Origin of the sequence: Arcobacter defluvii, assembly GCF_013201725.1 — a bacterium.
GTDB lineage: Bacteria > Campylobacterota > Campylobacteria > Campylobacterales > Arcobacteraceae > Aliarcobacter > Aliarcobacter defluvii.
In genome coordinates this window covers 589,362-612,300 of sequence record NZ_CP053835.1, presented here as the reverse complement: position 1 = coordinate 612,300, position 22,939 = coordinate 589,362, and the positions used below count along the sequence as shown (strand labels likewise).

The following is a 22,939-nucleotide window of genomic DNA, read 5'->3' as shown; positions in this document are numbered from 1 at the left end:
TAAATGAACTCTAACAAAAAAATAACTATTATTATTTTCTCTATGGTTTCATTACTTACTATAGTAATTGTTGCTTTAGTGGCGCTTGGTTCCAGACAAAGTGGATATGTTAGTGCAAAAAAAAGAGCTTATTTAACGGCAGATATTGTAAAAAAATCATTAACTTCACATATGGTTAATGGAAACATGGATCAAAGAGATACTTTTTTAAATGGAATTAGTGAATTAAAAGAAGTTAAAGATTTATGGATTATTAGAGCAAAAAGTGTTAGTAATCAATTTGGTAAATCTAAACTAACAAATGAAATTCCAAGAGATGATATTGATAAAAAAGTATTAGAAAATGGGAAAGAAGAAGTTTTAATAGATGAATCTTTAACAAATGCAACTTTAAGAATTACTATTCCGTATACTGCTTCTTCACTTGATAAACCAAATTGTTTATCATGTCATAATGCAAAAGAAGGGGAAGTTTTAGGAGCTATTTCTTTAACTTTTGATATTCAAGAAGATAGAATTTCAAGTATTGCTGTTTTATTAAATATTATTGCAATAATATCTGTATTTTTAATATTCATTCTAATTTATATAAGTAGAAAAATTAAACCTTACACAAGTTCTTTTGACTCTATTACAGAAGTATTAAAACAAGTTCACGAAGGTGATTATAGTGTAAGAGCAAAAGCTGGTGTTTTAAAAGAAGATAAGGAAGCTTCTGTTTGGTTAAATGAACTTATCGAAAAACTTGAGACTGTTTTAACAGGAATTGAAAAAAATCTTACTACTTTTGTGCATAATCGATCTACAAATGTAAATAATGATAAATTATTAACTGCACAAGATATAATTGAAGATATATCAGAGATTTATAATTATAAAAAAACAATTGAAACTGATTTAACAAAAGATGATATTTACTATAGATTAATTCAAGTTTTAAAAGATAAATTAAAAATTCAAGATTTCTTTATTTTTGAAACTGACTTAATAAAAGATGAAAGAAAAATTATCTTCTCAACAAAAGAGACTATTCCTTGTTGCAATATCTCAAAAAATATAAAAGAGAGATGTAGAGCAGAAAGAACAAATACGATTGTATCTTCTGAAAATTTCCCTGAAATTTGTAGACTTGCAACTTGTCCAGCGAATACAAATCATATTTGTATTCCATTTTTAATTAATGAACAAAAAAATGTTGTTATACATATAATTTGTGAAAATGAAGAATGCCTGAAACATGTAAAATATCAAATTGGTATAATCAAAAAATATTTAGAAGAAACAAAACCTATTTTAGAAAGTAAACTTTTAATGGATGTATTAAGAGAAAGAAATCTAATCGATGGATTAACTGGACTTTATAATAGAAAATATTTAGACGAATTTATAGATAGAAAACTTCCTTATGAACTAAGAGAAGGTTCTACATTTGCTATTATGTTCTTGGATATTGATTATTTTAAAATGATAAATGACACTTATGGACATGATGCAGGAGATGCAATTTTACAAAAATTATCTCAAACAATGAAAGATTCGATTAGTGAAAATGAATTTATTATAAGATTTGGTGGAGAAGAGTTTTTAATCATAATGAAAAATCCAACAGAAGAAACAGCTTTAGAATTAGCAAATAAAATAAATCAAGATTTTGGGAAACTTGTATTTACATTTAATAATGAATCGTTTAGTAAAACTGTTAGTATTGGTTATGCTTTCTTTCCAAAAGATACTGATCAAATTTGGAAATGTATTAAATTTGCTGATTTATCTTTATATGAAGCAAAAGCAACAGGAAGAAATAGAGTTATTAGATTTAAAAAAGAACTTCTAAAAAATGGAGATAAAGATAGTTATTAAAACTAAGAGATATTAAAGTAATATCTCTTGGGAGATAAACCATCTTTTCAAAGAGTTATATAATTTCATAGAAATCATTTTTTCTTTACAAAAGATATCAAAATAATCTAGAGATTCTTCAAAACTATTTTCTAGGCAATATTTAGCTAATTGAATTATCTCAACATTCCCAAAATAACAAGCTCCAAGTGGATTATCCTTTGTAATTACTACTTCACTAGAATTTATAAATCCATCTTTTACAACTGCCCTTTTTTCTATTTTTGGTAAATTTATAGAAGCATCATTATTTTTTTCTTCTGGCCAAGATTGTCTTTTTTGCCAAAATTCACTATCAAATCTTTTTTCTAACAAATAAAATTCTTTTCCAACTTTTGTAAACTTATCAAATATAAACTCTACCCTACTTTTATAAAAATCAATTGCAACTTTTTGTTCAATTTCATCTTTATTTAAAATTGTATTTATAACAAATGGAGCAATACTAGACATACTCATAGCTTGAAAAGCACCATTTCCAGACAGTGGGTCAACACTTGAAGCACTATCACCTATTAATATCATTTTACTATTTATTATCTCTTTATGGATTTTACAAAATGAATCTCTTTTAACTAATTTTCCAACTGCTTTGAATTTATTTAAACTCCATAATTTTATATCTTGTGTTTCTAAAACTTTTAGTAAATCACTAAAATCATTTATTTTATTTGCCAGTTCTTCATCACAAGAGAATTGAATATAACCTTTTTTATCTCCTACATAAGCTTGCCAAATCCAACCATCTTTAACTGAATCAATAGAAGTTTTATTTTCTTTCATATTTTCTAATTCTAACTCTTGTAATATTGAAAAACTTTTTGGTCCACAAATATATTCATCTTTATAAGGGGTAAATCTTCCCCTTGCATCAACTATAAAATCAGCACTTATTTCAAATCTTTCTTCATCTATTTTATAAACAATTTTTGGTTTTTCATCTAAACAATCAATTGAACCAACCACTTTAGCTTCAATTATTTTTATATTTTTTTGCTTTAAATCAGTTAGTAATTTTTCATCTAAATTTACTCTATTTACAACATATTCATAGTTTACTTTATCAGCTTTACTTGCCCAATTTGAATTTCGTAAAGATTGTTTTTCTAAAAGTTCTGAAGCATTTATACAACCTTGTGAAACAAGTCCCTCTTTTGTTTTTTCACTAAATCCTTCATAAGCTGTAAATGGTCTTTTTTTATAAATAACTGTTACATCAAATCCTAGTTTTTTAAGTCCAATAGCTGTAGAAGTACCTGCAATTCCTGCACCTAAAATCAATATTTTTTTATTTTGGTTCATTTACAATCCTTTTTGAAAACTCTTCTAAAATTTCCTCTTTTTTAAAACCTTTTTTTAAATAAAAACAAAACTCTTTTGTAAACTTTGCAACAGCTACACTTGAACCTGCAACATTTTTTACATTTGAAAAGGGATTTGCTCCAAAAAATAGTTTTTCTTTATCTAAAGCTACAACTTTATCATCCAAACACATTCCCTCAGATGTTACTTTTATAACTCCTTTATAGGAAGCCGGATAAACTAAATCTTCTCCTCGTCTTGGAAATGATGAAACTATAACTACACCTTTTTTTATAAATTCATTGATTAACTCTTCTATTTCTTTATAGTTTGTTTTTAAACCTAAACTCATACTAATCACATCAACTTTTTTATCTTTTAAATAATTCAATGCTCCAAAAATATGATTTGGTGTAGTTGATAAATTTTTATCAAATACCTGAATATCATAGATATTTATATTTTCATCTTTTATGATATTTCCTATAACATTTCCATGTTCAAAGTTTATATCTTTTTGTTTTTCTATTTTTATCTTATTATCTTCTACATCAATAGCAATTTTTTCATAAGTTTCAAAACTACAACCACTATCAATAAGTGCTACATAAATCTCTTTAGACATTTTTATACTCTTTTAAATTTTTATCTTCAAGTAGATAAACCTCATCAAAATTATTTAACATATTTAGATGATGAGTTATTGCAATAATTGTTGAATCAGGAAAAATTTTTGAAATATTTTCATAAAACCAAAGTGTGTCTTTTTCATCAATAGAAGAGGTAAATTCATCTAAAATAATAATTTTTGGATTTAATAAAATTATTCTTGAAAGAGCTATTCTTTGTTTTTGTCCACCAGAAAGATTTGCTCCTGATTCAAAAATATTTGTATCTAAACCATTTTCAAGAGAAGTGTACCAATCAAACATACCAGTTTTTTTCAAAGAATTTATTAGTTCTTCATCACTTGCTTTATCATTTGCTAAAAGAAGATTTCCTCTTAAACTATCATCAAATATAATTGGAGTTTGTTCAAGTTTTACTAAATATTTTGAAAAATTTATAAAATCCTTTTTTCCTATCTCTTCATTTCCAATAAATATATTTCCATCTTGAGCCTTTAAAAAACCACAAAGTAAATCTCCAAAAGTACTTTTTCCTGCACCATTTTTTCCAATAATTGCAATTTTACTTTTCTCTTTTATATTAAGATTCAAATTTTCAAATATTTTATTATTTGTATAAGAAAAATCTAAATCTTTTACTACTATCTCAAAATTTGAACTTTTAAAAGTCTCTATATTTTCATCTTTTGGCAATATTTCTAAAACTCTATTTAGACTAACTTTCATTTTTGGAAGATTATTTACAACTCCTAAGATTGTATGAACTGGTGCTAGAATCATCGTAAAATATGTCAAAAATGCGACTAATTCACCAACTTTCAACTCGCCTTTTATTGTCAAATATCCACCATAAGATATGATTATTGTTTTTCCAAGAAGTGAAATAAATGCAGGGATTTGTGAAAAAATTAGATTTATTTTTTTATTTTTAATTACAACTTTTTTATAATCATCTTGAATAAAATCAAGCTTTTCTAAAGTTTGTTCTTTTGCTCCAAGATTTTTTAAAACTAACAAATATCTAAAACTCTCAATAAAAAATTTTCCTATATTTGAAGTTGATTCTCTCATAGTTTTTGTACTATTGTGCATATGAGGATAAAGTGGTTTTAAACAAAAAAACTCTATTGGTAAAAATATAAGTATAAGTATCATTAGTTTTATATTATATGTATAAATAATAGTTGAAATAAATACAAGACTAATGATAGTTGAAAATAGAGAAAAAACTGTATCTGTATAAAATCTTTGAAGCTCACTTATGTCACCTTGAAGTCTTGACATCAAATCAGCAGAGTGATATTTATTCAAAAAAGTTTTATCATGTAAAAACAATTTATTAAAAACAATTTTTCTAAATTCAAATAATATATTCATAGAGTTTTTTGTGTAATAAATTTCATTTATTGCACTAATTATCATAGTAAAAATAGTTAAGAAAAAAGTAATAGCAACTAAAATATATAGTTGATTTAGGTTTGAAGCTAAGATTGCATCATCAATAATATGTTGCATAATAAATGGTTGAATTGCACCACTTATTGATATAAAGATTGAAAAAAAGAAAATGACAAAAAATCCTCTCTTATTTTTACGTAAGAGAGGATAAATGATACTTTTAAACATATTTACCTATTTTGTTTTAAATACTTGAAGTGCAGCAGAACCCATATCTCCAGATAATTGGATTTTTCCAATTTTTTCTAAAGTATTTGCATCATAAACTGCAATGTCATCTAAACAACTTCCAAGATATAGTTTATCACCATCCATTGATGGAACAACACTATAATATGTATGGTCTGTAACAACTCTTTTTAACACTTTTTGTTCTTTTAAATCAAATTTTGTTAAGTCATTTAAAACCCCATATAAGATATTTGAATCTTTTGGACTTCTAATAGCTGTAAACATCAAAGTTTCATACTCTGAAATATTTTGTTGGATTATTTCCCCTGTATTTAAATCAACACTTGTAATTCCCCAATACCAAGTTCCAGCATCTTCAGATGGATTTTTTGGGTCATCATATTTTATAGTTGCATATAAAGCTGTTAAATCTCCTGTTTGTTGTCCAATTATATAGTTTGCAGCAGAGTCTAAATCACTATAACCTTCTTTCCCCCATTTAACTATTTTTTTAGCAACTTTTATATCTCCAGTAGTTGGATTTACTTCATATAAATCTGTTCCAACTACATAAACTTTACCATCTTTGCCAGTTGAAACAACTGTTGTTTGTCTTGGCATTTCAAAGCTTTTAACAGGTTTTGCATCTAATCCATCAGCTACATTATAAACTGAGAAATGTGGAGGTAAAACTTTATATCTGTCATTTAACATCTCTGTTCTATTATAGATTGCATAAACTTTTGTTCCATCCTCATTTACAGCTAGTCCAAATAAAGATTTTGCTCTAATATTTCCTTGTGTTAAAGAAGTATGAAATACTTTTTTACAAGTCTCAATTTCATAACCTGCAATTTCTTCACCATAACCACCTAAGATATAAGCAACTTTATAATCAGGAGATAAAACAATCCCACCAGGAGAGAAAGTTTCATCTGTTTTACACTCATTTATAACTTTATTTGTCTCTAAATCAGCCAAAACTATATTATTTGGTCTTGTTTCTGTAACTAGATAATTATGATTTGATTCTAATTTAACGTTTGCAGCATTTAAATTTGTACTAAATCCTGAAGATAAAACTACTGATAAACTCAATAATCCTAAACCTTTTTTTATAATTTCTTTATTTAACATATTTCTAACCTTCTACTTATAATTTTGGATAAACGTGGTCTAATTCTCGCCAGTCATCTTTACTTTGAGGTGCTTTATCTGCCCAATGTTTATAACTTGATGATGTATCTGGAACTTGTGTTGGGCACCAACAAGGATCAGAACATCCATATAAATCTGCTTCTAGTGGTTGACATAAACTTGCTATTCCACCATCACTATCAACTTCCCATCCTGGATCAAACGTTGTTACACATCCAACAACACTAGACATTGCAACAACTTCGTTCGCATTTCCCTCTTTTATAGCTTCATCTAAAAGTTTAGCTTTTGGAGTAATTGGTTTTAAATGTTTCATTTCTTTTATTCCCCTATTTAAAATATTTTGTAAAAAATTCTGGATTTTCAGCTTTGATTCTTATATATGCTTCTACAGCAAAATCAATCCAGCTTCTCATATCATCACAATAATGTAATACTGATTTTTCAGGTGTTCCATATTTGATATAACTTTCGTGGTAACAACCACCTGCACATAAATTTCTAATTCTACAAGTTTGACAATTTGTATCTTTTTCATTGGCTCTTTTTTCTAAAAAAGTTCCTAATGCTTTTTTATCAAGACCATTTGTGATATTTCCAAATGATGGATAATCTGAACCTGTAAATCTATGACATAAATCTATATCACCTTTATATGAAACTGATAGTAATCCAACTCCAGCCCCACAAGGAAGTTTTTTCTTTCTTCCTTCATGAATATCTATTACTGTTCTATGAAGATTTGAAAAACCATTAAAATTACCTTTAATTGCTTCATTTATATAATCTTCACCAAGTTCTCTAAATCCAGAAAATACTTTTTCAAATCAAAATCACTTAGATTAAAAAAGTCATTATCCCCTGAAGTAACAGGAGCAAACCCTACTTCTTTGAATTTCAAATCATATCTTAGGTGATTCCAAATTGTTTTTATATCAGTTATTCCTCTTGTTAGCGTAACTCTAGCACCAACTGTTCTGTTTTTATAAATAGCCAATAGTTTTGCTACATTTTTAGCTACTTTTTCATAACTTCCTTTACCATTTTCATAAACTCTTGTTTTATTATGAAGTGATTCAGGTCCATCAATACTGATTGTCAAATCCACTTTACTATCGTGAAGATAGTGAATAATCTCTTCAGTTAAAAGTGTTGCATTTGAAGTCATCGAATAACCAATTTTCAAATCTTTACTTCCAAAAAAATCATTTGCATAAGCAATAATCTCTTTGATTAATGGAAGATTTGAAAGAGGTTCTCCACCAAAAAAAGTAATTGAATACTCTTTTAAATGTGGTGACTCTTTATAAAACATATCAATAGCATTTTTTGCAATTTCAAAAGTCATTTGACCACTGTTTTTTAAAGATGTTAAATCCTCTTTATAACAGTATGTACAACTAAGATTACATCCAGAAGTTACATTTAAAACAAGTGCCTTTGCAGGAAAATGTTCTATTTTTGTAGCTTCTTCTTTTACAAAAAATCTACTTCCGACAATATTTAACTCTTTAAACTCTTCAACTATTTCTTCTTCATCTTTATTTATTTCTTCTTTGTTTTCCATCTTTCTTAAAAGATTTGCACTTTCAGCTGATAGTTCAAAAACAGAAGAAGTTGGAATATGAAACAAAAACTCTTTTGAATCTACTTTTAAAATATGATAATTCGTTTTTATTAAATTATAATTATTGATACTCATGATAAATTCTTAATTAATTGGTGGATTTACAAATTTTGGAACAGTAACAATCAAATGTGATTTCTCACTTAACTCAACATCACCATCTTTATATGTTCCAATTACACTTAGATTTCCAACATTGTTTGCCATTAATTTTCTTTTTGGATTTGGTCCAGAAACACTAGGAGTAAATTTCCCTGTTTTTGCATCAATTTGTCCAGCATAATCTAAATCTTTATCTTCAATTGCTTGCTCATCAAATGCTTCTATACTCCAAGTTGCAGGAACAACACCTAAATTAATATCATCTGCTGTACCTTTTTCTCCATCTTTTCCATTTGCATAAGCAATAGCTTCAAAAGTTGCATACTCTTTTAAAATTTTTGCATCTTTTTCTGCTCCAATTCTTGAAATTGCATAATCAGGAGTGATTTTAATATAATCAACTTTATCGTAAGTTGCTATACTATTTTTAAATACCTTACTTCCAATTTGAATATTATTTGAAGATGTTTTTACATTTTTTGATGCTTCAACTTCTAAAACTATCTCATTTTTTGTATGTTTAACTGTTTTTAAAACTTTTAAACCACTTGGCAATTTAACTTGACCAGCTAAGTTTGTACCAACAATTGTTAAAGTCTCTTTTGTTCCTGCTTTTATAGCTTTTGGATAAATACCAACTATTGAACTCTCTTTAGAATTTAAAGCTTTTCCAGTTAAGATACTTCCTTGTTCAGTATGTAAAGATTCAAACATTCTTCCCTCAAAACTATTAGTTTTTGGATCTAGATGTAAAATTTGTCTATAAACAACTCCATTTAACTCAAATGAAGCTCTAATTTCTGTTTTGTTATAAGCAACAGCGATTCCTCTAGCTTTATACTCTTGTCCATTTGCATATTTATAATCCATAAGCATTGCATATGACTCATCACTACTTTCAATTAAAGTTAAAATTGCTGTAAAATCACCAATACTTGGAGTGTATCCATATGTAATCCATTTTGTTGGTAATTTATAGTTTTTAATAGACTTTTTATATTCGTCAAATTTAGCTTTGTCTTTTCCAAAATTTTCTGCTAAATATGGTACTACTTCATTTTGAGCAACACCAAACCAATCTTTATCCCGTGCAAGTGCTTGTACTTCAAAAGAAGGAAACTGTGCAACATGGTAATTTACTAAACTATTCCATTCATCAGAAGTTCTTCTTTGAAGTCCAATTCTAGCTTCTGAGTGACATCTAACACACATTTCAGTTAATAACTCATTTTTCCCTTCTTCTTGAACATTTGGAGTTTTATCAAGAACATAAGAATAAGGTTTTATTTCATCTGGTGTTAAGCCTTGATTATCTGAAAGATATTTAATTACATTTGTTTCTTCATCTCTTGTAATTTTTAAACCATGTTCTCTTTGCATTCTTTTTACTGTCATATACCAACCTTCAGGTGTTTTTCTTTGGTCAGATATTCTACTTAGTCCATCTTCAGTATTTCCAGTATGACATGCAATACATTTACTGTTAATAACCTCTTTACCCTTTTGCGCATCTACTGCGAATAAAGGTAAAGAAGCTATTAAAGCACCTAGTCCTAATTTAGATAATTTTTTATAATTCAATTTTTACTCCTTAAAGAGAATTTTTAAACCCTAAACCAAATTGTTTAGCGTTAGTCGAATTATAGAAAGCATCAACCTTTTTGTATAGTAAGAAAACGACATTTTTGTATATAAAATATACAGTATAACAGTGTTTTTATTATCTTAGTTAAAAAAACTAAATGTTAAAATCTCTTTTTATAAATAAGGATAAAAAAATTGTTCGAATTTAAAACTTTTAAACCAAATATAAAACTACAACAATGGGTAAAATCCTATTGGTTTGTAAATTATGATAAAACAAATATGATAACTAATGAGGAAAAAATCGTTCTTCCTTATGATAATATTTGTTTACTATTTATTGTTGACTCGGAAGATGATATAACTTATTCCAATAAATCTTTAAAAAGTGGAATTTATATCTGTCCTCCAAGTTTAGATAGACATACATTAAATTTAGATTCAAATTTGTACTATATTGATGTGTCTTTATATCCTGGAGTATTTTTTAAACTCTTTGGTATTCCTGTATCAGAACTTGAAGATAAATTGTATGAAATAAATGAACTCTCTTTAAATTTTGATTCCTCTATAATTAGTCATTTGCACGAATTAAAAGCTAATACATTAGCTTCTTTAAATCTTTTAGATAACTATTTATTTAAGATTTTTAGAGATATGCAAGAAGATACTTTATTATCAAATTTATTTGAACTTACAAAGAATCATAATCTTGATAATTTTTATGACCAAAATAGATTATCAATAAGACAAACACAAAGAAAAGTAAAAGAATTTACAGATATGACACCAAAATCAATAGAGAGAATAAATAGATTTTATAGCACCTTAAAACTAATAAAATCTAATAAAAGTGTTGTTGATTTTAAAGAAATTGCAGTTGAAAATAACTTCTATGACCAATCCTCTTTTATTAAAGAATTCAAATTTTTCACAGGAGTTACTCCAACTCTATTTCTTTTACATGCAGAGGATTTTTTGCAATATAGATGTACAATTTTTTGTTAATCTTCAACCATCGTGTAGTGTAATTCTAAACCTTTAGAAGTTGCAATAAAACCATTTATATTAATCGTTCCATCGTGAACCATTTTGTGGTGTTCTTTACAAAGTGGAATAAGATTATATTTATGGTTTGCATTTATATGACCTATAAAACCATCTTTATTTGCTCTTGCTTGTTCTTTTATATGATGAACATCATCACAAGCTCGTCCACATATAACGCAAGATGAAGCAAATACATTGTTATTGTATTTAGAAGTTTTTCTTTGACTCAATCGCTCTAAAGGATTATAATCATCAGTTAATTTTTTTCTTATTTCATTTGCAACACTTAAAAACTCTCTATCCATATGAAGTGATTTTGCATACTCTAAGCCATACATAGATGAACCACTTCCATAGGCTAGTTTTCTATCAAAAATAAGTTTATCTTCTTCATCTTTATACATAACTGATAGATGAAGTGAAATGATATTTTTTAGTTTTGATATCTCTTCAATTTCTGGAAGTTGATGTAAGTGTGTTGCAAAAACAAATAAAGCTTCAAGTTTAGATAACTTTAAAATAGAACTTGCAACTATACTTAATCCACTCATTGTTTCAGTGCTATGTGAGATTTCATCTCCTAAAATTAAAGAATTTTTAGTTGCTCGATTAAAAATATTTTTAAGTTCTAACATCTCAACGGCAAAAGAAGATAAGCCTTTTGCAATATTATCAGCTCCACTAATTCTAGTATAAACCGCATCAAAAATAGAAAATCTCATAGATTTGCAAGGTACGTAAAATCCAGCTTGAGCAAGAATCACTGAAATTCCAATAGCTTTCATAAGTGAAGATTTTCCTGAAGAGTTTATTCCATAAAGTAAAACTCCATGCATTTTGTTGTTATAAATGTTCACGGGATTTGAGTTTTTGATAATTACATTATCTTTGTACTCTTTTGATGCAAGAGATAATTCTCCTAAAATTATGTCATTTGGTACATAAATTCCTTGTTCTTCATTTGCTTCAATAATCGGATGTCTTAAATCAATAAGCTCTAAAAAATTTTCATTTTCTTTTGTTTTTACAATTTTTGGACAAGTATAGTTATATTTTTTTGCTGTTTTTATATTTGAAACTGTTAAATCAACTTCTGCTATAAACTGGACTAACTCTTGAAGTAAAGTTGCAAATTTTTTCTCAAATTCTTGGATTTTTTCTTTAAATACAAGTTTATTCAACTCAACAATTTTTCGTAGATTATGTACATATTTATCTGAAATATCTTCTGTTAATTTACAAAAAATCTTTACAGAATTTGTTTGAATTCTTATAGTAAAATCCTTAAACAAATACAATTCATCATCTACAATTAAATGAGAATTTAATAACTCTTCTTTAATTGAGTTAAATCTATTTTTTGTTAAAGTGATAAAAAATCCCTCTTTATCAAGTCTATTAATTCCAACAAAATTAGAATCATCTGATTTTATGTAAGATAAAATATGATTTTTTAAAAGTTCTAGTTTTGAATACAAAATCTCATTTTGTACATTTAACTCATCAATTTGAGTATTAATTCCAGAGCTAATCATATTTGTATCAACATCTTTTAGCATATATTTTCCACTAACACTTAAATCAAAAGTTGAATCAATTGACTGAATAAAAAGTGTTAAATCAGCACTACTACAAGGCGGAGTTATAAACTTATAATTTTCCATAAAAGTTACAACTTCTTTTATACTCAAAAGTGAATCATACAAATAATTTAACTCAAAAGGATGAAGCCTATTTAGTTTTATTCTTCTTGTTAATCTTTCAATATCATAAATATTTGCCAACTCATTTTCAATTGGTGCATGATAATCAAACAGCTCTTTAGAAAGTGCAAGTCTTCGTAAAATCTCTTTACTATCTTTAACTGGATGTGTAAGTCTTTCTTTTAAAAGTCTTTTTCCCATAGCTGTTGAAGTATTGTTTATTAGTTTTATCAAACTTGGATTATGAGAAGTTTCAATTATATTTAATTGTTCTAAAGCATTATTTCCAAGATAAATATATTTACTAATATCAAGTTTTTGTGGGAAAGATAATTTTTGAATAATATTTGAATCATGCCCTATTACAAAATCAATTAACACAGCAAGAGATTCTGTACTAAGTGGAACTCTTTCCATATCAAGATGTTCAATAGAAGTTAGTAAAGATTCTATGTTAAACACATTTTTAAATAACTCATTTTGATAAGAGATTTTTGGTCTAAAATGTCCTATATGAAAAGTTTTTAGTGATAATTCTAAATAATCAATAACCTCTTTTTGATTTATATTTTTATCTGCAAAACTTACAATAATCTCATTTGTTTTATGCATATTCATATAATTAAATACTTCATCAAGTGCAAAAAACTTATCTTCACTTGTTCCGTGAACCTCATTGTAATAACACTTTCCAGTTGTAACATCTATTGCACTATAACCAACTAAATAAATTCCTCTTATTTGGTCGATTAAAAGTGAAGTTATATTGTTTTCATCTTGAGAGATTACAAAATCAAAGTTTGTTCCAGGACTTACAACTGTATCTAAGTATCTACTTACACTTGGAGGAAGTCCCTTTTGTCTTATTATTGCAACTGTATATTTTTGCTCTGCTATTATTCTTGCAAGATGTTTTTCAAAAGAGATAGCAGGAACTCCTGCCATAATAGGATTTTCTTTTGAATTTTCTAAAATTGATTTATTTTTTCTTGTTAATTGAATATTTAAAAGTTCAGCTATTTCTTTTGCTTTTCCTATATGTTCTTCATCATTATTAACTTCATAAACTTCAAAAAAAGTCCCTATTTCCATAAGTACAACCGTATTTGGTCCATACTTTTTTTCAAACATTTTTTGTAATTTAAAATATGTAATTGTTAATAACTCTTTTTTACTTGATAAAAGTTCGGCTACTTCTTCTCTCACTTAGATCTAACTCCCGTCCAATCTCTTATAGTTTTTCTATCTTGTGAGCTAATATCAGCCTCTTTATGTACCCAAAGATATGTTTCTAGTGGCATTGAAGCATAAACTGTTCTATAAATATCTTTTAAATGCTCTTTCTTTTCTTCATCTGTATATGTTTCCCAAATTGAAAAATTTAAAGCTTTTCTTCCTTCATTTATATGATTAGAAATAGCCCAAGAAAAAGGAGCAATATTTGAATACCAAGGATATTTTGTTTCATTTGAATGACAATCATAACAAGCTGTTCTAAAGATTTCCATGATTCCTTCTTCAGCTTTTATCTCCATATTTTTATCAACAACTTGATTTGTTTTATCTGTTTGGATAAACTGCATAACTATAAAAATAATTAAAAAAATTAATAATGTTCTTTTCATTTTACTCACCCATCAAATCATAAGGTCTTTTTATTTCCTCTAAAAAAAGAGGAATACTCATAGTTCTTCCATATCTTTTGAACTCTTTACCTTCAAAAAATATGATAGTAGTTGGTATAGAAAATACAGTAAATTGACTTGTAAGTTCTTTATATATGTCTGTTTTTATCTCATAGAGTTTAATTTTAGGAAAGTTTTTAGTTACTTCCTCTTCAATTTTTGGTTTTAAAACTTTACAAACTGAACAATTTTCTCCACTAAAATAGAATAAGCTTACTTGATTTTGATTTATTGCATCTTTTATTTGTTCACTATTTGTTATCTCAAACACTATGTTTTTCTCCTAATTCTTCATCTTCATTTATATTTATTTGATATGCTTTTTCTTTAAAGATATCTTCTTTTGTCAAAGAGATACCTTTCATATGAGATAAAGGAAAAGCAAAAGCTACACCTTTACCTGTTGTTGTAATATGTAAAGAATGTATTATAGATTTAATAACTTCATTTACTAAGTGTTGCGGTAACAAAAATAGTAATAAAACATCTTTAGCTTCAAAAGATGTTCTATAGAAATTTGCCATTCCTTCTAGTCCAATTCCATGTGCATCTAAAACAGTAACTCCACTTGCTCCTGCTTTTTGAGCTGCAACAATAGCATCATCTCTTCTATCTTCTGGAACTATTATAACAACCGCACTAAATTGTAATAATAAAGAATGTCTTATTTTTGAACCATCAATATTTACAGTTGCTAAATCCATATTATCAGCATCAACTAAAGCATCTTTTAATAGTTCTTCTTTTTCTATTTGAGTATCAGATTTTACTCCTATTTTTTCAATAATTACACCATAAAGCATAACTGTAATCATGGGGAAAAGTGAAGCAAAAGCAATAAGCCCAAATCCATCAATCAATGGACTTCTTCCTTCAATATTTGAAGCAAGCCCAATTCCTAGAGCCGCAACTAAAGGAACTGTAACTGTTGATGTTGTAACTCCACCACTATCATATGCAATAGGAATTATATATTTAGGAGCAATAAATGTAAGAATAATTACAACAATATAACCAAAAATTATATAGTAGTGAATGTGTCCACCATCAACTATTCTAAAAGCACCTAAAGCAATACCAATCGCAACTCCTAAAGCTACAAAAAGTCTTAGAACAAAATCATTTATTTTTCCATCACTTATCTCTTTTGCTTTTTTTGCAATTGCCATAAGAGCAGGTTCTGCCATAGTTGTAGAAAAACCAATTGCAAAAGCAAAAGCGTAGATTATAAATACAGAATTACCTTTTGTTAATTGATAAGCCATTGTTTCACCAAGTGAAAATAACCCCATCTCTAAACCTAAAATAAAGGTATACAATCCAATTATTACTAAACCAAAACCTAAAAATACCGTTTTTGGTTTTTCTATACTTTTCTTTAAAACAATATATTGAAAAAATAAAATTATTAATAATATAGGAATAACATCTCGAATAACTGCTAAAATTCCAGATACTACTGAATTTACACTAATCGTTGCATTTGAACTAACTGTTGCTTGAACTACAACTTGAGCTACCTCTTTTACTTCACCAAAGTTATATACATAAATTCCATAGATTTGTACAAAAATCATAGGTGTTAAAGAAGCAAAAGCAATAAGTCCAAAACCATCAATAACAGGGTTTCTCTCTTTTATTGAAGAAGCTAAACCTATTCCCAAAGCTGCAACTAAAGGTACAGTAACAGTAGAAGTTGTAACTCCACCTAAATCATAAGCTAATCCAATAATCTCTTTTGGTGCAAAAAATGTAATTCCAACAACTAATATATATCCTATTATTATGTAATAATGAATAGGATGACCTTTTATAATCCTATAAACTCCCAACAAAATGGCAAATCCAACAGATAAAGCTACAACCAATCTTAATATATTAGAATCTATTCGTCCACTGGAAATTGAAGCTGCTTTATCAGCAATAACAGCAAGTGCAGGCTCAGCTATTGTTGTACCAAAACCTATAAGAAATCCAAAAATTAAAATCCAAATTACATGACCTGATTTTGCAAAATCTTTGGCTAAAGATTCACCAATAGGAAAAACTCCTATTTCTAATCCTTGTAAAAATATCGCTAAACCTATTGCAACTATACCTAATCCTAAAGCTGTATTTACCCAACCTTCAGGAACAGCTTGAATTATTGCTAACTGGAAAAATAAAATTACAAGAATTATTGGTATTAAATCCCGAAATGAATCTTTTAAAAGTCTAAGAAAAAAATAGAATTGGAGCACGAAATATTCCTTATGGATTTGAATAAAAAAAAGATAGCTTTAAAAGCTATCTTTTTTTATACTTGATGTTCAGATTTTTTAGAAAGTCTCTCTTTTTGTGAAAGATATGAGTTTAATGCTCCTAAATACGCTTTTGCAGTAGCTAACATTGTATCAATACTCAAACCATGACCAACAAAAGCTGGACTTGTTGAATCAAAAGATACTCTTGTTGTAACTTTTGCTAAAGCATCTTTCCCCTCAGTTACAGAGATAACTTTATAATCTTTTAACTCTCCTGCATAACCTGTTATTCTATCAATTGTTTTAAATATTGCATCCATTGTTCCATCACCTATAGCTGCATCTTTTATAATTTCATCTTTATATTTTATTGCAACTGCAGCTGTTGGAACACCTGTTGTACAGTCACTAATTTGTAATCCAATTAAATCATAAGTTTTATCATGATTTAATGATTCATCAGTAATTAACATTCTTACATCATCATCTGTAATCTCTTTTTTCTTATCAGCTAATGCTTTGAATCTTTCAAATACAGAATTTAACTCTTCATCACTTACTTTATCAAATCCTAATTGTGCAATTTTATCTTTAAATGCAGCTCGACCTGAATGTTTACCTAAAATTAAAGTACTATCTTTTATAACACCTACATCTTCTGGTCTCATAATTTCATAAGTTTCTTGATGTTTTAATACACCATCTTGATGGATTCCACTTTCATGAGAAAATGCATTTTTACCAACTATAGCTTTGTTTTGTTGTGGTTCTACACCAGTTATTGTTGCAACTAATCTTGAAGTTGCATAAATTTCAGGAGTATTAATAGTTGTATATAAATCTCCAAAAGCATCACGTCTAGTTTTAATAGCCATAACTGCTTCTTCTAAAGCTGAATTTCCAGCTCTTTCTCCTAATCCATTAATTGTTACTTCAATTTGTCTTGCACCATTCATAACTGCGGCTAAAGTATTTGCAGTTGCTAATCCTAAATCATTATGATTATGAACTGAAATTATTGCTCTATCGCCTGCAAAATCACTTAATTCTTTAACCATTGCGCCTAATTCTGTAGGTAATCTATATCCTACCGTATCAGGTAAATTTATAGTTCTTACACCTGCACTAATGACAGCATCCATTACTTCTTTCATAAAAGAAATTTCACTTCTTCCTGCATCTTCTAAAGAAAATTCAACATCATCCACAAATGTTTTCGCATATTGTACTGCATGAATTGCTCTTTTAATAACTTCTTCTTCGCTCATTTTTAATTTATATTTCATATGAATTGGTGATGTTGCAATAAATGTATGGATTCTATGTTTTGGAGCTTCTTTTACTGCTAATCCAGCTTGTTTTATATCATTTTCAACTGCTCTTGCTAAAGAACAAATACTTGAATTTTTAATTATTTGTGCTATTCTACTAACTGCATCAAAATCTCCAGGACTTGCTGCTGCAAATCCAGCTTCTATTACATCAACACCTAATTTCTCTAATTGCAAAGCCACTTTTATTTTTTCTTCTGTGTTCATAGAACAACCAGGACTTTGTTCCCCATCTCTTAATGTTGTATCAAATACAATAATTTTATTTTTATCCATCATATTAACCTTTTAAAATGTTATTAATTATATCTTTTTTTAAATAAAAAAAGAAAAACTGAGTTTTGATTATTTTGTTATAAATTATAATTATAAAAGTTTATAATTTTAGAGAGAAAAAGAGAGAAGCAGAAGAGAGTTAACACTTTTAATGAAATGGTTTTTATAAAAATCAAATATTTTCATATATCTCTCCTTTTTGTTTTTTGATTTTTTAGTATATTTAATAAATCTTTTTTTGTCAATAGTTTTTTTCTTTTTAGGATAAAAATTAAAAAATTCCAATCCTAAAAATCTTATATTTATACTGGCAATTTTATAGTAAAATTAGCACCATTTTCTTCATTTGAAACTTCTATTTTACCATTCATATTATTTTCTATAATAATTTTTGACATATATAATCCTATTCCTGTTCCTTTTCCCTCTTCTTTTGTTGTAAAATATGGTTCAAAAATTTTATTAATAATATCTACATCTATTCCTTTTGCATTATCTTTTATTGAAATAAAAATATTATTATTTTCCATTTTTGTTTGAACAATAACTTCGGGATTTTCAATATTTCTTTCAAGTAAAGCATCTTTTGCATTTGTTAAAATATTTAATATAACTTGAGAAAATTCATTAGGGAAACCATTAAATTCCAATTCATTTGAAGAGAATTCTTTTTTTAATTTTATATTATGATGTTCAAAAGTTGATTCAACCAATTCAATAGCTTTATTTACATTTTCATTTATTCCAAATTTCTCTTTTGCTTTATTTGGTTTAAAAAATTTCCTAAAATCATCAATTGTTTTTGACATATTTTGCGTAAGAATATTTGCTTTATTTATTGATTTATCCATCATTTTTTCATCTAATTCACCTATATCATAAGAAAATTTCAAATTTTGTAAAACTAATCCTAATGCATTTAAAGGTTGTCTCCATTGATGAGCAATATTTCCTATCATTTCTCCCATTGCAGCAAGTCTTGTTTGCTGAATTAAAAGTTGCTCTTGTTCTTTTTGTTTTGATGTTTCAACTATTATTTTTTCTTCTAAAGTATTATTTAATATTTTTTCTTCTTTTATTAATTGCTCAATTTTTTCTGCCATTTCATTAAACGAATTTTCTAATTGACCAATTTCATCTTTTGAAGTTACTTTTATTCTATAATCCAATTCATTATTTGCAAATTTTTCTGTTCCAATTAGTATATGTTCTATTTTTCTACTTAAATAACTTGACATTAATAAAGCTATTATAATAATTAAAATTATCATTGCAAAAGTAATAATTGTCAATTCATTTATCAAAGCATCTATAAATGTTTTAATTTCACTCTGATTTTCACTCATTATTTCAGACATTGAATTTGTTTGATTATTTAATATTTTTAGGACATCTTCTCTTGTTTTATTAGCAGCTGAATGAAAATCATCAACACTTGCTCCAATTGCAACAAAACCAAATCCTCTTTTTGTATTACCATATTTTCCAGTGTAATAAGGAATCGTTGCAGCCGTTGTAAGTTTCCAAACATTACTCCAATTTATAATAAAAGAACCATAACCTCCATTTTGGGTTAATTGCATCCAACCTTCACATTGAGGAGCAAAATTTAAATATCTACAATCCAGTCCAACATTTCCATCTTCTTTTAACTGTTTTAGATTTGGTTTTTTATTCAAGCTTTGTTCTTCAAATTTTGGATAATCTTTTAAAAATTCATTAATATTTTTATTTGAACTATAAAATTTTTGTGCAACATCTGCACTTAACCATGGCATTACTTTTTCACCACTATTTTTATCATATCCAAAAATCGAATAATCCCTTGGATGAGCAATACTTTTTCCTTCATAATCCCAAATAAAAGCATAATTACCTAAACTTGCATCTGCAATATTTTGTTTTAGATTTATACTTGTAGGATTTACTGTATCTGTAAATTCTTGAATATGTCTATGATCTAACGCTGCAGAAATATAACCTATTTTTTCATTATTTTTAAATACTGGTGTAATAAATCTAATAATTCCTTCAAATCTTTTTCCTAAAGGATTTTCAATTCCTGCATATCCATATTTTTGTGGTTCAAACTCAATTCCAGCTTTTTTTGCTTTTTCTTTTGTAAAAGTTCCTATTATTTTACTTCCTATATATTCACCAATAACATCTGAAACATAAATTTCATTTTTATTTAATTTTGAAATTTCATCAAAATATTTTTCTGCTTTTATATAAGTATTTTTACTATCTGAAACATTTAATTTTTCTGGATTTATTGAAGAAATTTTATATTTTTCGTTTCCATTTAAATCAAAAAAACTTATCTCTTTGTAAATTGGTATATTTTTTGTTTTAAACTCTATTGGATCAATATAATTAAACTCTTTTTCATTCTCTTTTAAATTCGCAGTTTTTTGTTCTCTTTCAATTTTTTTTAACTCTTCTTTTGTTTTATAAGTATTTGTTTCATCATCATAAAAGTATTCATCATGAACAATTATATTTTTTGTTTTTGCTTCATAAAAATTTTCTAAAACTTTCTGATTTAAATCTACTCTTGATAAAAATAATAAATCTTTATCTCTTTCATATAAAAATTCTGCAATATTATTTGCAATTTCATAAGAGATTTTTTCTAAAGAATCTTGAGATTTTTTATCTAAATTTTTTATACTATCTTCAATTGATGCATTTGCAGTATTTATAATAATTTCTTTACTTTGATTAAATAAAAAAGTTGTACTTTTATTTAAATAAGTATCTAGTTTGATAACACCCATATAAGCTATGTAAGCTATAAATATTAAAGGAAGAATTTTTATTACAATAAAAATTATGATTAATTTAATTCTAATACTCAGATTTTTCATCTACTTCCTTATATTTATCTTTTATTTCTAAAAACTCATTTAAATTTTCTATGAAAACATCAACTAAATTAGGATCAAAATGTTTTCCTTTTTCTTCTTTTAAAAGTTCTAAAATTTTTTCAATATCCCAAGCTTTTTTATAAACTCTTTCACTACTTAAAGCATCAAAAACATCTACTATTGCTGTAATTCTTCCAAAGATATGTATTTCTTCTCCTTTTAATCCTAAAGGATAACCACTACCATCCCATTTTTCATGATGTGTATATGAAACTATTCCTGCTGCTTTTAGTATTTCTCTTTTCGAATTTCTCAATATATCATAACCAATTTGAGCATGATTTTTCATGATTTCCCATTCTTCTGGAGTTAATTTACCTGGTTTATTTAAAATGGAATCAGGAATACCAATTTTTCCTATATCGTGCATTGGAGAAGCTATAAAAAGTCTATTTGTATCTTCATAATTTAAATTTATTTTTTGAGCTAAAAGTTTCGAATATTCTGCAACTCTTTTAACATGATTACCTGTTTCACTACTTCTTGTTTCACCAATTTCACCAAGCTTATAAATAATTTCTCTTTGTGTATCTTCTAATTCATCATGTAAATTTTCTATTTCAGTTATATCATGTATTATTTCCATATATTCATTAACTTTGCCATCACTGTTTTTTAATGGAAATAAAGTTACATCAAAATGAAATATTTTTTCATTTTTCCCATAAATTGATATTTTGCCTTTCCAAATTTCTCCACAAAACATATTATTGATTTTTTCTTCTTGTTCTTTTTCATCTAAACCAAAATGTCTTAATGAGGAATAAGGTTTTCCCAATAATTCATCTTTTTTATAATCCGTACAATCATAAAATGCTTTATTTGCATAAACAATATTCTTATTTAAATCTATTCTTAGAATAATATTACTTTCATCTATTGCTTCTTTATAAGCATTAACTACTCTTATTGACTCATTTAAATCAAGAGTGTTTTTTTGAGTTAAAAGTTCAAAATAATTTTTTGATATTTCTAAATCTGTTATATCATTTGCCAATGAAATAAATTCTAATATATTGCCATCTAAATCTAAAATTGGTTTAATAATTAAATCTAAGAAATATTCTTTTCCTTCTTTTGAGATGTTTTTTATATGTCCATGCCACGATTTTTTTTCAATTTTAATTCTTTTAAATATATCTTTTAATATTTTGTTATTAATTAATGGATTAATTATATAATGCGATTCACCTAAAAGTTCTTCTTTTTTATAACCAGATATTATTTCAAATGGTTCATTTACATATGTTATTGTTCCATCTATTGTCATTTTTGAGATAATTGCTCTTTCATCAACTATATCTTTATATTGTTTTAAAGTATTATATATTTCTTTATTCTCTTTATCTAGAAAAATATTTTTTGATATTGTAAATAAAGTTTCACTAAGTGCATATAAATTAAGAGGTTTTGTTAAGTATCCAGTAACATTTAATTTTATTGCTTCAAATAAATAATCTGTATCATTAAAAGCAGTAATAATAACAATAGGTAAATTTGGATTGATTTCTTTTAGTGATTTAATCATTTTTATACCATTCATTACAGGCATTTGGATATCAGTTACGATTAAATCTGGTTTATGCTTATTATATAATTCTAAACCTTCTTGTCCATTTTTTGCAACAATTAGTTTATATACTTTTTTTTCTAAAAAGTATTCCAATTCTTCTCTTGTACTATCATCATCTTCAACATATAAAACTGTTGTCTTTTTTAAATAAAAAAAATAATCTTGATTTTTATTCATATTTAACCTTTATGAATCATTATATAAATCAATTATACAAC

17 protein-coding genes are annotated in these 22,939 nt (G+C 26.5%); 2 read left to right on the top strand and 15 right to left on the bottom strand.

The window, feature by feature from the left end; translation table 11 throughout:
* Positions 1–3: 3 nt before the first annotated feature.
* Positions 4–1,860, top strand: coding sequence for a GGDEF domain-containing protein (locus ADFLV_RS03100; RefSeq protein ID WP_014473328.1), 1,857 nt, complete (start codon positions 4–6; stop codon positions 1,858–1,860).
* Between the two features lie 12 nt (positions 1,861–1,872).
* On the opposite strand, the gene qhpG is transcribed toward ADFLV_RS03100, so the two are convergent.
* The 8 genes from qhpG to peaA form a co-directional block, all read right to left on the bottom strand.
* Complete coding sequence (gene qhpG / locus ADFLV_RS03095; RefSeq protein WP_129010470.1) at positions 1,873–3,201, bottom strand: flavin-dependent monooxygenase QhpG; 1,329 nt, start codon at positions 3,199–3,201, stop codon at positions 1,873–1,875.
* Positions 3,188–3,826 carry a subtilisin-like serine protease QhpE gene (gene qhpE, locus ADFLV_RS03090; RefSeq protein ID WP_129010469.1) on the bottom strand — a complete coding sequence of 213 codons (639 nt, stop codon included), beginning with the start codon at positions 3,824–3,826 and terminating at the stop codon, positions 3,188–3,190. Before qhpE ends, qhpG begins: the two co-directional genes overlap by 14 nt.
* Positions 3,819–5,456 (bottom strand): ABC transporter ATP-binding protein, encoded by a 1,638-nt coding sequence (locus ADFLV_RS03085; RefSeq protein WP_129010468.1) that lies wholly within the window; start codon positions 5,454–5,456, stop codon positions 3,819–3,821. Before ADFLV_RS03085 ends, qhpE begins: the two co-directional genes overlap by 8 nt.
* Before the next feature lie 6 nt (positions 5,457–5,462).
* Positions 5,463–6,596: a quinohemoprotein amine dehydrogenase subunit beta gene (gene peaD, locus ADFLV_RS03080; protein WP_014473324.1), complete on the bottom strand. Its 1,134-nt coding sequence runs from the start codon at positions 6,594–6,596 to the stop codon at positions 5,463–5,465.
* A gap of 16 nt (positions 6,597–6,612) precedes the next feature.
* Positions 6,613–6,933: a quinohemoprotein amine dehydrogenase subunit gamma gene (gene qhpC / locus ADFLV_RS03075; protein ID WP_129010467.1), complete on the bottom strand. Its 321-nt coding sequence runs from the start codon at positions 6,931–6,933 to the stop codon at positions 6,613–6,615.
* A gap of 13 nt (positions 6,934–6,946) precedes the next feature.
* Positions 6,947–7,261, bottom strand: a complete 315-nt coding sequence (locus ADFLV_RS15130) for an SPASM domain-containing protein (protein ID WP_235664971.1) — start codon at positions 7,259–7,261, stop codon at positions 6,947–6,949.
* Between the two features lie 134 nt (positions 7,262–7,395).
* Complete coding sequence (locus ADFLV_RS03070; RefSeq protein WP_228712360.1) at positions 7,396–8,319, bottom strand: radical SAM protein; 924 nt, start codon at positions 8,317–8,319, stop codon at positions 7,396–7,398.
* A gap of 9 nt (positions 8,320–8,328) precedes the next feature.
* Positions 8,329–9,927: a quinohemoprotein amine dehydrogenase subunit alpha gene (gene peaA, locus ADFLV_RS03065; protein ID WP_129010466.1), complete on the bottom strand. Its 1,599-nt coding sequence runs from the start codon at positions 9,925–9,927 to the stop codon at positions 8,329–8,331.
* Positions 9,928–10,125: 198 nt separating this feature from the next.
* Here peaA and ADFLV_RS03060 point away from each other — a divergent pair, with 198 nt between their 5' ends.
* Positions 10,126–10,938: a DUF6597 domain-containing transcriptional factor gene (locus ADFLV_RS03060; RefSeq protein WP_129010465.1), complete on the top strand. Its 813-nt coding sequence runs from the start codon at positions 10,126–10,128 to the stop codon at positions 10,936–10,938.
* On the opposite strand, the gene ADFLV_RS03055 is transcribed toward ADFLV_RS03060, so the two are convergent.
* The 7 genes from ADFLV_RS03055 to ADFLV_RS03025 all read right to left on the bottom strand — a co-directional run bounded on the left by ADFLV_RS03055 (position 10,935) and on the right by ADFLV_RS03025 (position 22,898).
* On the bottom strand, positions 10,935–13,889 hold the full coding sequence (locus ADFLV_RS03055; protein ID WP_129010464.1) for a MutS-related protein: 2,955 nt from the start codon (positions 13,887–13,889) through the stop codon (positions 10,935–10,937). The genes ADFLV_RS03060 and ADFLV_RS03055 overlap by 4 nt on opposite strands.
* Positions 13,886–14,308 carry a heme-binding domain-containing protein gene (locus ADFLV_RS03050; protein ID WP_129010463.1) on the bottom strand — a complete coding sequence of 141 codons (423 nt, stop codon included), beginning with the start codon at positions 14,306–14,308 and terminating at the stop codon, positions 13,886–13,888. Before ADFLV_RS03050 ends, ADFLV_RS03055 begins: the two co-directional genes overlap by 4 nt.
* A gap of 1 nt (position 14,309) precedes the next feature.
* Positions 14,310–14,639: a thioredoxin family protein gene (locus ADFLV_RS03045; RefSeq protein WP_014473317.1), complete on the bottom strand. Its 330-nt coding sequence runs from the start codon at positions 14,637–14,639 to the stop codon at positions 14,310–14,312.
* The gene (locus ADFLV_RS03040; protein WP_129010462.1) at positions 14,632–16,608 is read right to left on the bottom strand and encodes a DUF1538 family protein; all 1,977 of its coding nucleotides are present in this window, start codon (positions 16,606–16,608) and stop codon (positions 14,632–14,634) included. Before ADFLV_RS03040 ends, ADFLV_RS03045 begins: the two co-directional genes overlap by 8 nt.
* Positions 16,609–16,664: 56 nt before the next feature.
* On the bottom strand, positions 16,665–18,218 hold the full coding sequence (locus ADFLV_RS03035; RefSeq protein WP_129010461.1) for a 2-isopropylmalate synthase: 1,554 nt from the start codon (positions 18,216–18,218) through the stop codon (positions 16,665–16,667).
* 302 nt (positions 18,219–18,520) lie between these two features.
* Positions 18,521–21,088, bottom strand: coding sequence for a sensor histidine kinase (locus ADFLV_RS03030; protein ID WP_129010460.1), 2,568 nt, complete (start codon positions 21,086–21,088; stop codon positions 18,521–18,523).
* A complete protein-coding gene (locus tag ADFLV_RS03025; RefSeq protein WP_129010459.1) occupies positions 21,069–22,898 on the bottom strand; it encodes an HD domain-containing phosphohydrolase in 1,830 nt (609 codons plus the stop codon). Before ADFLV_RS03025 ends, ADFLV_RS03030 begins: the two co-directional genes overlap by 20 nt.
* Positions 22,899–22,939 lie beyond the last annotated feature (41 nt).